General features: G+C 57.5%; 12 protein-coding genes. 6 read left to right on the forward strand and 6 right to left on the reverse strand.

Annotated features, from left to right (window positions below):
* Nucleotides 1-62: 62 nt before the first annotated feature.
* A complete protein-coding gene (locus ACNSOI_RS17385) occupies nucleotides 63-536 on the reverse strand; it encodes a Dps family protein (RefSeq protein WP_072676187.1) in 474 nt (157 codons plus the stop codon).
* 224 nt (nucleotides 537-760) lie between these two features.
* Between ACNSOI_RS17385 and ACNSOI_RS17390 the strand changes: the two genes are divergently transcribed.
* A complete protein-coding gene (locus ACNSOI_RS17390) occupies nucleotides 761-1027 on the forward strand; it encodes a DUF2061 domain-containing protein (RefSeq protein WP_197463799.1) in 267 nt (88 codons plus the stop codon).
* Between the two features lie 46 nt (nucleotides 1028-1073).
* Here ACNSOI_RS17390 and ACNSOI_RS17395 read toward each other — a convergent pair whose 3' ends face one another.
* Nucleotides 1074-2513, reverse strand: coding sequence for a dihydrolipoyl dehydrogenase (locus tag ACNSOI_RS17395; protein WP_420194653.1), 1440 nt, complete (start codon nucleotides 2511-2513; stop codon nucleotides 1074-1076).
* 153 nt (nucleotides 2514-2666) lie between these two features.
* On the opposite strand from ACNSOI_RS17395, the gene ACNSOI_RS17400 reads away from it, so the two are divergent.
* Complete coding sequence (locus ACNSOI_RS17400) at nucleotides 2667-3338, forward strand: LysE family translocator (RefSeq protein WP_082780480.1); 672 nt, start codon at nucleotides 2667-2669, stop codon at nucleotides 3336-3338.
* Here ACNSOI_RS17400 and ACNSOI_RS17405 read toward each other — a convergent pair.
* A complete protein-coding gene (locus ACNSOI_RS17405) occupies nucleotides 3283-4335 on the reverse strand; it encodes a 3-deoxy-7-phosphoheptulonate synthase (protein WP_420194654.1) in 1053 nt (350 codons plus the stop codon). The two genes, ACNSOI_RS17400 and ACNSOI_RS17405, sit on opposite strands and share 56 nt — an antisense overlap.
* Before the next feature lie 363 nt (nucleotides 4336-4698).
* Here ACNSOI_RS17405 and ACNSOI_RS17410 point away from each other — a divergent pair, with 363 nt between their 5' ends.
* The gene (locus tag ACNSOI_RS17410) at nucleotides 4699-5484 is read left to right on the forward strand and encodes a secretin N-terminal domain-containing protein (RefSeq protein ID WP_106693914.1); all 786 of its coding nucleotides are present in this window, start codon (nucleotides 4699-4701) and stop codon (nucleotides 5482-5484) included.
* On the opposite strand, the gene ACNSOI_RS17415 is transcribed toward ACNSOI_RS17410, so the two are convergent.
* Nucleotides 5485-5985: a DnaJ domain-containing protein gene (locus ACNSOI_RS17415; RefSeq protein WP_420194655.1), complete on the reverse strand. Its 501-nt coding sequence runs from the start codon at nucleotides 5983-5985 to the stop codon at nucleotides 5485-5487.
* Nucleotides 5986-6306: 321 nt separating this feature from the next.
* On the opposite strand from ACNSOI_RS17415, the gene ACNSOI_RS17420 reads away from it, so the two are divergent.
* Together ACNSOI_RS17420 and ACNSOI_RS17425 are read left to right on the forward strand one after the other, a co-directional pair.
* Complete coding sequence (locus ACNSOI_RS17420; RefSeq protein ID WP_061330759.1) at nucleotides 6307-7404, forward strand: efflux RND transporter periplasmic adaptor subunit; 1098 nt, start codon at nucleotides 6307-6309, stop codon at nucleotides 7402-7404.
* Nucleotides 7404-10499, forward strand: a complete 3096-nt coding sequence (locus tag ACNSOI_RS17425) for an efflux RND transporter permease subunit (protein ID WP_420194656.1) — start codon at nucleotides 7404-7406, stop codon at nucleotides 10497-10499. Before ACNSOI_RS17420 ends, ACNSOI_RS17425 begins: the two co-directional genes overlap by 1 nt.
* Before the next feature lie 58 nt (nucleotides 10500-10557).
* Here ACNSOI_RS17425 and ACNSOI_RS17430 read toward each other — a convergent pair whose 3' ends face one another.
* Nucleotides 10558-11517 carry an AraC family transcriptional regulator gene (locus ACNSOI_RS17430; protein WP_286921353.1) on the reverse strand — a complete coding sequence of 320 codons (960 nt, stop codon included), beginning with the start codon at nucleotides 11515-11517 and terminating at the stop codon, nucleotides 10558-10560.
* Between the two features lie 136 nt (nucleotides 11518-11653).
* The gene (locus ACNSOI_RS17435) at nucleotides 11654-13312 is read right to left on the reverse strand and encodes a putative bifunctional diguanylate cyclase/phosphodiesterase (RefSeq protein WP_420194657.1); all 1659 of its coding nucleotides are present in this window, start codon (nucleotides 13310-13312) and stop codon (nucleotides 11654-11656) included.
* Nucleotides 13313-13666: 354 nt separating this feature from the next.
* Between ACNSOI_RS17435 and ACNSOI_RS17440 the strand changes: the two genes are divergently transcribed.
* Complete coding sequence (locus ACNSOI_RS17440) at nucleotides 13667-13978, forward strand: DUF3301 domain-containing protein (protein ID WP_058091449.1); 312 nt, start codon at nucleotides 13667-13669, stop codon at nucleotides 13976-13978.
* The last annotated feature ends 46 nt before the right edge of the window (nucleotides 13979-14024 follow it).

Genomic DNA, 14024 nt, shown 5'->3' on the forward strand with positions numbered 1-14024 from the left:
TTAATGAAGGGCACATGGCGGCCTGATGCCGCCATGTGCCCTTTAGGCCGTGTTATGACTACTTACTGGCCAAGGTAACTCCGGTACATCCACACCGTTTTCTCCTGCTGGGAGATGTAGTCACTCATCAGGGCAACGGTGCCTTCGTCCTGAGCCTCGCCCGCCAGATTCAGCAGATCACGCTGCTTGGCGATCAGTTTCCCGAAGCTCTCTACGATGTTGCCCACGGCTTCTTTGCCATCAGACACATCCTTGCGCTCGGGCACATCGGATTTCTCGATGTAGGTGCTGTATGCGTGCGCCGGGCGGTGGCCCAGGGTCAGAACACGCTCGGCGATCTCATCAATCTTCAGCAACAGATCGTCATAGAGCTCTTCAAACTTGGCGTGCAGCTCAAAGAAATTGTCGCCCTTGATGTTCCAGTGATAGCCACGAACGTTCATGTAAAAAATCTGGTAGTTGGACAGCAACTCGTTAAGCGAGTCTGCCAGTTTCTGGGTCTTTTCCGTGTCCAGACCAATAAAGTTCTTACCCATATTGAACCTCCTGATTCGCGTTTTGGGTTTATCTGCCAACCACTCTACTCAGTCGTCGGCTATAGCTGAAGTTTAGTTCTTCAATACTTGCGATAGCATGAGATTATATTAAAAACCAAAAACCCATAGGCCGATGCTATCGACGATAATCACAAGATCTATTTGGAAATAATTCTCGTTTGATCTTCAATACACACATAGACCCTAAGAAAACGGAGTTGATCATGAGCGCGCTGAAACTGTTCGTTCACAACCACAGTGCCAACGGTGACCAGTCACTGTTAAAAACCATCACCTTTGCAATCACGCACTTCGTGGTGGCGTTCTCCGTAGCCTATCTGCTGACCGGCGACATTCTGATCGGCAGCCTGATCGCCATGGTTGAGCCGACCATCAACACCGTTGCCTACTTCTTCCATGAGAAGATATGGGCACGGTATCAGCGGAATGCAACCGCCAGGCCCTTGATCGTACGGCACAACACGCCCTGAAACGGCTGACTCAGATCAATTACGAATATAACAGAAGCGGGCCGCCTCAGACGCCAGGCCCGCAATCCATACAACCCTCAGCGGGTTCAGGCCCCAGCCTGAGGTTTCTGTTAAGGTTTTTCAGGGCGGTCCTCAACCCTTCCTCAATCACCGGGTGATAGAAAGGCATTTCGAGCATTTCACTGACGGTCATTCGCTTTTGGGCGCACCAGGCCAGCAGGTGTGAGATGTGTTCAGCCGCCGGCCCGAACATTTCCGCACCCAGGAACAAGCCACTGCCATGCTCACCATAGACTCTGAGCAAGCCACGGTTCTTACCAATCACCTTGCTACGGCCCTGGTTTTCAAAGCTGACTTCCCCCACGGCAAAGCAACCCTGGCACTTTTCATCCACCTGATGCACGGTCAGCCCGACTGAGGCAATCTGCGGATCTGAGAACACCACGGCCAGTGGTGTTTTCCGCAGCCCGGTTCGTACCTCCGGCCAGGTACCGGCGTTATCCCCGGCAATACGCCCCTCATCCGCTGCTTCGTGCAGCAAAGGCCGATGATTGTTCACGTCGCCGGCGATGAAAATATGGCTGTCGCCACAGCGCAGTGTGAAGGGATCAAACTCCGGCATGCCCCGGTCATCCAGCTCAATGCCGGCATTCTGAATATCCAGGTTATCCACATTGGGGCGGCGGCCGGTGGCCGCCAGCAGGTAGTCATAGGTTTCCTGATGCTCCTGGCCATTCTCAAGCCAGGTAACGAGAACACTATCGTCCGTACGTTCGACCCGGCGGGTCTCGGCTTTCAGGCTCAGTGTTAGCTCTTCTCCAAACACGCCCTTCGCATAGTCTCGGATTTTCTCATCCCGCAGACCGCCGATGCCGCCGCTAACGCCAAACAATCGCACCCGCACGCCCAGCCGGCTCAGTGCCTGGCCCAGTTCCAGGCCGATGACACCGGGGCCGAATACCGCTACAGATTCCGGCAGATCCTGCCAGTCAAACACATCGTCATTAACGATTAACCGATCCTTGGCTTCTTTCAGGATACCCGGCACGTTAGGCCGGGAGCCGGTGGCAATGATGATGCGATCGGCGTGCACTTCGGTATGGTCGCCCACCACCAACCGGTGGCTGTCGACAAACCGGGCATGGCCCATCAGCCGGTGCTCCTCCGGCAGTTTTTCCATGGACCGAATCACCGGCGCCACAAACTTGTCCCGCTCGGCCCGCACCCGCTCCATCACCAGCCGGCCGTCGATACGGACATCACCCGCCAGCACCCCGAAGTCGTCGGCGGTTTTCAGGTCGTGGGCTCTCTCGGCAGCGGCAATCAGCAGTTTGCTGGGCATGCAGCCCACCCGCGCGCAGGTGGTGCCGTACTGCTCCCCCTCGATTAAAACCACTTTGTCGGTGGCTTTGCGAACCCGCTGGTACGCCACCATGCCGGCAGTGCCGGCACCGATAATGGCCACATCCACTTCACGCTTGTTCATTTTGCCTCCCGATAAGCTAGAATTCGGCGGTTAAACTGAAAGTATAGAAACCTTATCAATGCCTGACAGGTGAAGCTGGCAAAAAATCCTCAGCAGTGTGCAGGTTTACCTTCAGTACGTTCGTCTGGCAATGACTATACCCGGAGATCTCAGGTGCAGAATTACTGGCTGGAATTTATGACGGTGGCACTGGTTCACTTACTTGCGGTGGCAAGCCCGGGCCCGGATTTCGCGATCGTTTTGCGCCAGGCGCTCACCCAGTCCCGACGTAATGCCTTGCTGAGCGCAACCGGCATTGGCATTGGTATCTTGCTGCATGTGGGTTATTCGTTGTTGGGCATTGGTTTCATTATTCAGCAGTCGGTGATGCTGTTCACCGTACTGAAGGTGGTGGGTGCCCTGTACCTGTTGTGGATTGCCTGGCATTGCCTGCGAGCAAAACCCGGCGGCATTCATGTGGATGCCAGGGGTAGCAACGAGCAAACCGGTTGGGCGGCGTTCCGGCTCGGCTTCCTGACCAACGTGCTGAACCCCAAGGCCACATTGTTTTTCGTATCTCTATTCTCGGTCATCATTAACCCCGGCACCCCGGTGCTGCTGCAGGCGGGCTACGGCCTTTATATGGCTTTCGCCACCGGCCTCTGGTTTGCCCTCGTCGCGATATTCTTTACCCACCCCCGTGTCCGCCGGGGTTTCAACCGGTTCGGACACTGGCTCGACCGGGCCATGGGGGGCATCCTGGTGCTGCTGGCCGGGCAGCTGTTGCTGTCTACAGTGAGCGGATCAGAGCCTCCGTCTGCTCCCAGCCCAGGCACGGATCGGTAATCGAGCAGCCGTAGATCAGCTCTTCACCGTCATCCTGCCTGCCGAATTCCAGGAAGCTCTCCAGCATCAGCCCCTTGATGTGCCGGTTGCCGCTGCGCTTCTGGGCCATCACCTCCCGGGCGATATCCACTTGCCGCTCAGCCTGTTTGCAGGCGTTGTCGTGGCTGCAGTCCACCATCACTGCCGTCGACAAGCCGGCTTTCTCCAGTTCCGCCACCGCCTTGGCGATGCTCAACTCATCGTAATTGGTCACGCCCCGGCCACCGCGGAGCACCAGGTGGGTGTCCGGGTTACCGGAGGTAGAGATCATCACCGGCGCGCCGTTATGGGAAATACCCATATGGTGGTGTGGGTGCGAGGCAGACTTCATGGCATGGCTGGCCACGGTAATGCCGCCATCGGTACCGTTCTTGAAGCCGGTGGGCATGGGCAGGCCGCTGACCATTTCCCGGTGGATCTGGGATTCGGTGGTGCGGGCACCGATGGCGGTCCAGCTCACCAGGTCACCCAGGTAATCCATCATGAACGGGCTCAGGGCTTCCGTCGCCAGCGGCAAACCCAGCTCAGACAGCGCCAGCAACAACTTGCGGGAACGTTCCAGGCCCTGCTTCAGGTCGCCCTGGCCGGTGCGCTCGGGATCGTATAAAAGGCCTTTCCAACCCACCGTGGTGCGTGGTTTTTCGAGGTAGGCGCGCATTACTATCAGGAAGCGATCACTCACCTCGTCCGTCAGGGTTTTCAGACGGGTAGCGTAATCCAGGGCGGCCTGTTCATCGTGAATCGAACACGGACCCATCACAATCAGGGTTCGGTCGTCCTGACCGTGCAGTACGGCGCGGATCTGCTCACGGTAACTGGCAATGGCCCGAACCAGGTGCTCACCGGCAGGAAACTGCTGGCGCAACTCGCCCGCGGTGGGCAGTGTGGCTTCCTGTCGGTGCTGGCAGGCACTTGCGATTTGCTCGCCCAGCGTTTCGAATTTCAGCGGCATGTTCATGTCTGTGTTCCCGTTTCCCTGTGTCAGAATCAAAAAAGCCCCGGCTGGGCTACCAGTCGGGGCTTTTTCGAGTCCGGTGGCAGCCTGGGTTGCTTGCCGGGCTGCCTTCCTCGTTAAATTCGGTCGATGAAGATCTTACGGGCGGCCCGGGCTCTGGCTAAAATAAAAGCCATAACCAAACCACCAAAAATACACAGCAGAACCTGCGGCCTTCAGTTTCTCACCGAAAGCTTTCAAAACATTCAATTGACAGGCTGCGTGTGTGGTCTTCATGCTTTTCACTATAACCCCGCGGTTTTCAGATTGGCAACCCGCAATCCGGAATATTTTTGGCGGGTATGTGTAACGGCTCCGGAGGCCCCGATGACTGAACGCACGACCCACTCCATCACAACCAGCCTGTTGGCACTGGTGTTTGCCCTGTTTTCAACCCTTGCCCTCGCCCAGGAGTCTCGCGTTTACCAGCTCAACAACCGCACCTCTGCTGACGTTGCCAACCAGATTAAAGAACTCTATCAGCAGGCTCCCGTCTCAGTCTCCGCCCGGGGACAGCAACTGGTGGTTCGTGGTGAGCCGGGATTGCTGGATGAGATTGGCATGCTGATTGAATCCATCGACGTACCACCCGTGCAGATGCGTATCAGCGTTCGCTACCGGCAGGACATCGGCGGCAAGCAGTCCGGCGGTGGCGTGACGATTTCCGACAACCGGGCCGGCGCCAATGTCGAACGCCGCACCATAAGCACCAATTCCAGCACTGAACGGCAACTGGTGGTCCAGGATGGCCAGTCCGCCCACATCACCTCCGGCAATGTGCGCACCATACCGTTTGCGGTACAGGGCGGGCGCAACCCGGCGGCTATTCTGGAGCAGGTGGAAACCCGCAGCGGCTTTATCGTGACGCCCCAGGCCATCTCAGACCAGACCGTGGAACTGAACATCGTATCGTTTGAAGAAGATCCAGCCAGTATTCAAGGCTATGAAACCGAAGCCCTGATGACCATTCGCCGGGTTGAACCTGGCCAGTGGGTAACCCTGGGCGGCACCAGCACGTCCCAGAGTCATCGCCAGGATGGCATTACTTACCGGGTAACCGGCAACCGCTCTGAAAACCAGTCGGTGGACGTGAAAGTGGATATTCTGCCCTGATTACGCTGCCCGTTTACCGAGCAGCAGGTCCCGGGCCTCGTTGAGCTTGGCCGCCAGGTAATCGTTACCACCCCGGTCCGGGTGTACCTTGAGCATCAGCCGCCGGTGGGCCGCGGTCACTTCTTCCCGGCTGCAGCCGGGCTTTACTCCGAGGATGTCGCAGGCTTCCTGTTCGGTCATCGGGCCCTGAGCCACGGCTTGAGCTCCGGCATTTGACGTTCCACCCGGCGCTGGCCCTTCGTTATCGCCCATCGCCCGGCGCACCAGAGGCGCAAACTTCAACAGCGCCGGCAGCTTGCGCAGCAAGGGGATGATCGCCGCTACCGCCGCCGTCAACACATGGACCCGACCGGTCAGCACCATAAACAGCAGCAGGGCGCCACCCACCACCAGAACGGCCTTCCATATGGCGGCTTTCTGGCCTTCCGGTGACAAGGCACCCCATTTTTTCAAAATGATAAACACGGCAGCCGCCAGGGCCAGGCCGAGAATTAGCTGCATTCCATCCTCTCACCCGTTTCTATCGTGACTGGATCATAACAGATACACATCCGCGCCATTATGTATGTGAAACTGCGGTTTTACATCCGTAAAGGGCCAGCAACGTCATCGTAGTTTCATCGCAGTATATATACTGAGATTTCAAGGCAAACTGGTGACAAACAGGAGTGCTTTTTGTAGCATCCTATTGGTTATCGTTAAGCCGACGCATTCTCAACAAGCGTCCGCCTGTCGCCGCCCCCTGATGCGCAAGGAAAGCTGTCAGCCTTCCCATCCCGGCGACGTTATCCGTTTAAAGAAACCTAGCCCAGGAACAGACCTATGCGTACCGCATCCCGTTTTGTCATCGTCATCATTTTTCTGGGTGTCGTCCTCGGCGGCATCTTCGGTTACAAGTTCTATGAATTCGGCCAGATGCAGGAGATGTTCTCCCAGCCACAGCCCCCAGCCATCATTTCCGTGACCGACGCCACCACTGAAAACTGGCAGCCGAGTATCAAGGCCGTGGGCAGTGTGAACGCCATTAACGGTATCGAGGTGGCCAACGAGGTGCCGGGGGTCATTGAGTCCATTAACTTTGAATCCGGCGATACCGTGCAGAAAGGTGACGTACTGATTCGCCTGGATGCCGCCATCGACGAGGCGGCGCTACGTACCCGCCGGGCAGAAGCCCAACTGGCTGGGCAGGAGTTCAAGCGGGTGTCTGACCTGCTGCCCAAACGCGCGGTATCACAATCACAGTTCGATGAGGCCAAAGCCAACTACGACGCCGCGAGGGCGCGGGTAAACGAAGCCGAGGCACAACTGGGCAAAAAGGTGATCCGGGCACCGTTTGACGGCACCCTCGGTATCCGCATGGTCGACCAGGGTCAGTACATCCCTACAGGTACGCCGATTGTCGAGATCAATATGCTGAACCCGATCTACGTGGATTACACTCTGTCCGAGAAGTACCTGCCCGAGGTTGACCGGGGTTACCCGGTAACGGTCACGGTGGCCGCGGTGCCGGATGAGGCATTCAGTGGTGAAGTCAGTGCCATCAACACATCGGTCAACCCGGAGACTCGTACGGTTCGCATCCGCGCCACCCTCAACAACGAAGATGGCAAATTGCGCCCGGGAATGTTCGCAACGATTCAAACAGGCCAGCCCAGGGACAACGAAGTGGTCACGGTCCCCAGGACCGCCATCTCCTATAACACTTACGGCAACTTTGTGTTCGCCGTGAAGGAGAATGATGACGGCGAACTGGTCGTTGAGCGCCGTACCGTCACCACGGGCGAGGTCCGGAACGAACGGGCTGCGGTTCTTTCAGGCCTTGAACCCGGCGAGACCGTGGTCTCGAAGGGTCTGCTGCGGTTGCGGGCAGGCCAGCGGGTAGAAATCCAGGACGAGTCCGGGCAGGAGGCGTCTGAGTAATGAAATTCACCGACATTTTTGTCCACCGGCCGGTGCTGGCCACCGTGGTCAGCCTGCTGATTCTGCTGATCGGTGCCCGGGCAGCCATGGAAATGGAAGTCCGCCAGTACCCGAAACTGGAAAGCACCACGGTAACGGTCACAACCGCTTACCCCGGGGCCAGTTCTGACCTGATCAAGGGCTTTATCACCACGCCCCTGCAACAGGCCATTGCTGAGGCCAGCGGCATCGACTATCTGACCTCTACCAGTTCCCAGGGCGTGTCAACGATTCAGGCCAAGATGGTTCTGAATTACGATGCCAACGACGCCCTCGCTGAAATTCAGGCCAAGGTTGCCAGCCAGCGCAACGTGCTGCCCGGCGATGCAGAAGACCCGGTGATCACCTCCACCACCGGTGACGACACGGCCCTGATGTATATTGCTTTCTACAGTACCGAGCTGGAAGTCCCCCAGATTACCGATTACCTGACTCGCGTGGTTCAGCCCAAGCTGCAGGCGCTGTCTGGCGTTGGCAAGGCCCAGCTGCTGGGGCGTACTTTCGCCCTGCGAGTGTGGCTGGACCCGGAGCGGCTGGCCGCGGTGGATCTGACTCCGGTCGAAGTGGCAGACAAGCTGCGAGCCAACAACTATCAGGCCGCTGTCGGCACCACCCGGGGCCAGTACACCGAGATTGCCCTGACCAGTGATACCGACATTGCCGATCCGGAAGCCTTCCGTAACCTGGTGGTCAAGCAGCAAAACGGTACCCTGATTCGGTTGCGGGACATTGCCGAGGTGGAGCTTGGCTCTCAAACCTACAATCAGCTGGCGCTTTATAAGGGCGAGCCAGCCACCTATGTCGCCATCGAACTGGCCCCGGGGGCCAATCCGCTGACCGTCGCCGGCCTGGTAAAAGACGAGTTACCGGACATCGAAAGCCAGCTACCCAGCGGCCTGAATGTGCGCCTGGCCTACGATGCCTCCGACTTCATTGAAGATTCCATCAACGAAGTCATCCGTACCCTGCTGGAAGCCATGCTGATTGTTTTGGTGGTGGTGTTCCTTTGCCTCGGCTCGATTCGAGCGGCCATCGTGCCGTCTGTGGCAGTGCCGCTGTCGCTGATTGGCGGCGCGTTTATCATGCTGATCTTCGGTTTCTCCCTGAACCTGCTGACCCTGCTATCCCTGGTGCTTGCCATCGGGCTGGTGGTGGACGATGCCATTATCATGGTGGAGAACGTGCACCGGCACATTGAGCAGGGTGAATCACGGTTTGACGCTGCCCTCAATGGCGCCCGTGAAATGGCCACACCCATCATTGCCATGACCACCACGCTGGTGGCGGTGTATGCGCCCATCGGGTTTATGGGCGGCCTGGTGGGCTCGCTGTTTACTGAATTTGCCTTCACCCTGGCGGGTACGGTTGTGATCTCCGGCATTGTTGCCCTGACACTCTCACCCATGCTCTCCGGCAAGGTGCTGAAACCCCATGGCAATCCCGGGCGCTTCGAGGTGCTGGTTGAAAAAACCTTCAATGGCCTCGCCAATGCCTACAAAGCTGCTCTTACCTCGTTGATGCAGACCAAGTCGGTGGTGGTGTTCTTCGCCGTCGTGGTATTGGGTTCGATCTATTTCATGGTAATGATGAGCCAGAATGAGCTGGCCCCCACCGAGGATCAGGGCATCCTGTTTTACCAGGGGCTGGGGCCGCAAACCTCGACGCTGGAGTATCTGTTTGATCATGGCCAGGAGGTTCAGGAGCGGATGTCCGGCGTACCCGGCTACAACGAGGATTTCATGATTCTTGGTATCACCAGCCCGAACGCCGTGTTTGGTGGTTTCAAGCTGGCACCGTGGAGTGAGCGGGAGATCAGCCAGTTCGAGGTACAGCCCGTGCTGGATTCCGAACTCAAAAAAGTGACAGGCCTGCAAACGGCGGTGTTCCCATTACCGGCCCTGCCCGGCTCGGGTGGCGGCCTGCCGTTCCAGTTTGTGGTGACCACCGGTGGCACCTACGAACAGTTGAATGAAGTCGCCGACGAACTTCTGGGCAAAGCCATGCAGAGTGGCAACTTCATGTTCCTGCAGAAGTCCATCAACTTCGACAAGCCCGTTACCCGCATCAACGTAGACCGGGACCGGGTGGCAGACCTGGGCCTGTCCATGCGTGATGTCGGCCAGTCGCTCGCCAGTATGCTCAGCGGCGGATACATCAACCGCTTCAATATGGAAGGCCGCTCCTATCAGGTGATTCCGCAGGTGGGTAATGACTTCCGCGCCAGCCGTGAAGCACTGGACGAATATTACATCCGCGCCGGCAATGGCCAACTGGTGTCTCTATCCAGTGTGGTCAGCTTCAGTGAAGAGGTGGAGCCTTCCAACCGGACCCAGTTCAACCAGTTGAACTCGCTGACTCTCGAGGGCGTTATCATGCCCGGCGTGGCGGCTGGCTCCGCCATGGACTTTATGGAACAGGCCGCAGCCGAGGTATTCCCGCAAGGCTTCAGCTTTGACTATACCGGCGAGTCGAGGCAGCTGGCCACCCAGGGCAGCGCTCTGATGGTAACCTTCTTCCTGTCGTTGCTGGTTATCTACCTGGTACTGGCGGCACAGTTCGAAAGCTGGCGCGATCCGTTCATCATCCTGGTGTCGGTGCCCATGTCCGTCGCCGGTGCCATGGCGTTTATCGTGCTCGGCTTTGCCTCCATGAACATCTACACCCAGGTGGGCCTGATTACCTTGATTGGTGTGGTGTCGAAGAACGGCATCCTGATCGTGGAGTTCGCCAACCTGCTGCAGAAAGAGCAAGGCCTGAACAAGGTGGATGCGGTGATTGAGGCTGCGGCCATTCGTCTGCGCCCGATCATCATGACCTCCCTGGCACTGATCTTCGCCATGGTGCCGCTGCTGATTGCGGTGGGCCCGGGGGCCGAGAGTCGGTTTGCGATTGGCCTGACCATCAGTGCAGGACTGGGTATCGGCACGTTGTTTACCGTATTCGTACTGCCGGCCTTCTACATTCTGCTGGCGCGAGACCATCATGGAACTGCGGCCGATGAGTATACGGAAGCTGACAACAACGACGGGGCTCCGGCCACATCCAGCAGCCATTAAACGCTGACTGATGTTAACACATAGCCCGCACCGGTCATCCGCTGCGGGCTATGTGGCGTCAGGTCATGGCAAAGTCGGCGGGTTCCATCACTGGCTCAACCAGCAGCCGCCGTCGCCACTGCACAGTTTCACTGGGTAGCTCGCCGAAGTGTTCCCGATACAGCGCGGCGAAGCGGCCCAGATGGGTAAAGCCCTCGTCAGCGGCATACCAGGAGATGTGTGGCACGTCGCACTGGCAATCCACCAGGCGTTTACGCACGCGTATCAGACGACAGCGCTGATAGAAGCGATAAGGGGTCATGCCGGTTTCCCGCTTCATCAGGTAATACAGGTTACGTTCGCTGGCCCCGGAATGGTTGGCCAGCTCCTGCAGATCAAAATCCCAGTCCCGTTCGCTACGAATTTTCTCAATCACCCTCGCCAGCCTCCGGTCCAGTACTGGCAGCTCTTCGGGCAGTTCTACCCTGCCCGTTGCCAGTTGCCGTTCCAGGCGTTCAAACAGAGCGAGTGTCTCCCGGCTGGCATCCTGATGATCCTGAAAATAGTCCGCCTTCATTAGAAAACGATGGATATGACCAGCCAACGCCCCGTCCAGGCCTGGCCGGGGCCATACTGGAACCAGCTCACTCACCGGATACACCAGTACCAGCCGACTGTTCTTACTGATTCTCAAGCTAAATGTTTGGCCAGCGGGAATCATGATCAACGGAAAGGCGGATACACCAGGGCCACCTTCCGACGATATCTGCGCCGACCCGTGAATGGTGGCTACCAGAAGCCTCTGAGGCATACAGCAGTCGGCAAGCAGCATATCCTGAGCGACATCAAGTACACAGACCAAACCAGCCTCTACATCAAGGGCTGACAACGAACCCACCAATCCCTGGGGACGAGTCAGGCCACAGGTTATTCCCCGGCACCCGAGCAGTTCTGTCATGGCGGCCAGCCACTCTCCACAACCTGCACCGCTCAATCGCAGGTAGGCTTCCAATTCCGGTTTGGCATTCAGAGTTCGCATATAGCTCAAAAAGGCAATTAATGAGCCTGCCGTTTTAAAGTAGCTGCGGACAAAGCCCTAGCCAAATCTTGCAAAATGCGCAAAAGCTGAACAAAAGTTATGTTTTTATTGATAGTTGTCAAAACTGCAGAAGCAGTCAGGCCAATGACAGGTCGGCCAGTGGCGTCGGCCTTGCCAACAGAAAGCCTTGACCACGATGGCAGTTCAGTTCCCGCAGCCTGCGGCGCTGCTCTTCCGTTTCAATACCTTCGGCAACGACCTCCAGATCCAGCGCCTCGGCTATGGCTAGAATGGCTGACACGATGCGCGAGTCGCGACCATCCGGCCCGAGACGCTGGACAAACTGACGGTCGATCTTCAGAACATTGACCGGCAAGGCATGCAAGTAAGCCAGAGATGAGTAGCCGGTACCAAAGTCATCAATGGCGACCATGATGCCCCGGTCCACAAACGACTGGAGCTTGGCGAGGCAGCGGCGCGACAGATTCATCAGGTTGGTTTCGGTAATCTCGATTTCCGGGCACCACCCCCGGGCCTCCAGGCTTGAGAACAGCGGCTCCAGCATCGGCTCCAGCCGCCCGTCCGAAATCTGCCGGGCGGAAATATTAATCGCTAGCCGACGCCCACTACCCCAACCGACTTCACATTGCTGAAGGTCCGCTATGATGTGCCGTACGAGTTGTTCCGTAAGCTCATGTATGTGGCCACGCTGCTCTGCCACCGGGACAAAATCCGCCGGCGATACTGCGCCGAGTTCAGGGTGGTGCCAGCGCAACAGGGCCTCCAGCCCCACCATGGAGCCGCTTGCCAGGTCGTACTGGGGCTGGTACACCACGGAGAACTCCTCCGGAGCGACCTTGAGCGAAGCAATCAATGCTTCAGACAAGCGCTGATGGAACTGCCCCTCTTCACCGTCCACGGCGCTGTAGATTCGATAACAGGCGCGGCCTGAGAGCTTGGCCGCGTGCATTGCACGATCAGCATTTTGCAGCAGGGCCGAAGCCGTTTTCCCATGCTTTGGAAACACCGCAGCCCCCACAGAGGCCGACAGGAAATGCTCCCGGTGCTCCACCAGCATTGGCGCCTGGAATATCCCGCTCATGCGCTGGCAAACCACGGGTAACTCAGACTCATCCTCCAGCTCAACAATGGCTGCGAACTCGTCTCCGGATAGCCGGGCAACTACATCCCCATCTCGAAGCACACTCTTCACGCAGGCCGCCGCCTGCTGAAGCACTCGATCACCACAGTCGTGGCCATGCAGATCATTGACTGCTTTGAAGAAATCCAGATCGATGTAGACTACGGCGAAACAGCCGTTGCCTGCCTTGCGTTGTCCGACCCTTGCTTTCAGAAACTCCTGGAACAGCGAGCGATTTGGCAGCTCGGTGAGCGGATCATAGTAAGCCAGAGACGCCAGACGCTCGTTACTGGCAGTCAGCTCACCAACATCCATGAAAACGCCGGCAAACAGCCTCTGTCCCTGGTAGTCTACCGGGTAGATATTGAGCCACTGCGGATAGTTCTCGCCATTTTTGCGCCGGTTCCAGATCAGTCCCTCCCAGCATCCGGTCTGGTTCAGGCTGCGCCACATGGTCTGATAGAACTCGTGCGAATGCAGCCCGGAGCTAAGCACCGATGGCTTCTGCCCCACGACTTCTTCTGCCAGATAGCCGGTCACCGCCTGGAACATAAGGTTGACGTAGGCAATCCGGGCATCGGGTGTTGACAGCATGATGGCCCTCGGGTGGTTGTCCACCAGGGCCTTGAAGTCTTGTTCTTTCAACACCTGCATTGTCTGTCCCCCATCCATACCGGGCCCGCCGAAACCAAACACGTTTGTTTCCAGCATAGGGACAAACTGTCGTAAACCTATCCATATCCTGCAAAAGAAACCAGCCTTTGACCAAAGGAGTAGAAAAATGTGACTCGTATTTGGCGATTTGCAATATTGGGATACCCCGCACACGGCGACAGGTCGATAGTGTTTCAGCGAGTTCGATAAAAAGATCCCAGGAGCGACCCATGCGCAGAAACGAACCGGTTACCGACGAACAGTAATTTCCCGAGGCGGCGCAATAGGGTAGTCTGGCGATCTGTCGGCTGGTGAAACCAGCCCAACCCACAAAAGCTCAGGATCGCCAGCACCTTGACCCTCGGAAATCTTTTCTGGCTGTTTGTCGCCGGTTTTGCCATCTGGTACTGGTGGAAAGCCAAGGACATCAAAGACTTCGTGCTACAGGCCGCACACCGTTACTGTAAGACCATGGATGTGCTGTTACTGGATGATGCCGTTTACCTGCGCGGACTCTGGTTCAAACGCGACCGCAACGGAAAACTCCGGGTATGGCGCCGCTTCCTGTTTGATTTCACCACCACTGGCGAAGAACGCTATACCGGGCGCATCATCATGCTCGGCCGACAGATTGAGCACATGGAACTGGAACCCCACCGGTTCTGAGCCCAGCACACGTACACCCTTTCACCTCACCCAAATGGGCGATTAC

The organism is Marinobacter sp. GH_1, from assembly GCF_048595985.1.
Taxonomy (GTDB): Bacteria; Pseudomonadota; Gammaproteobacteria; order Pseudomonadales; family Oleiphilaceae; genus Marinobacter; species Marinobacter shengliensis.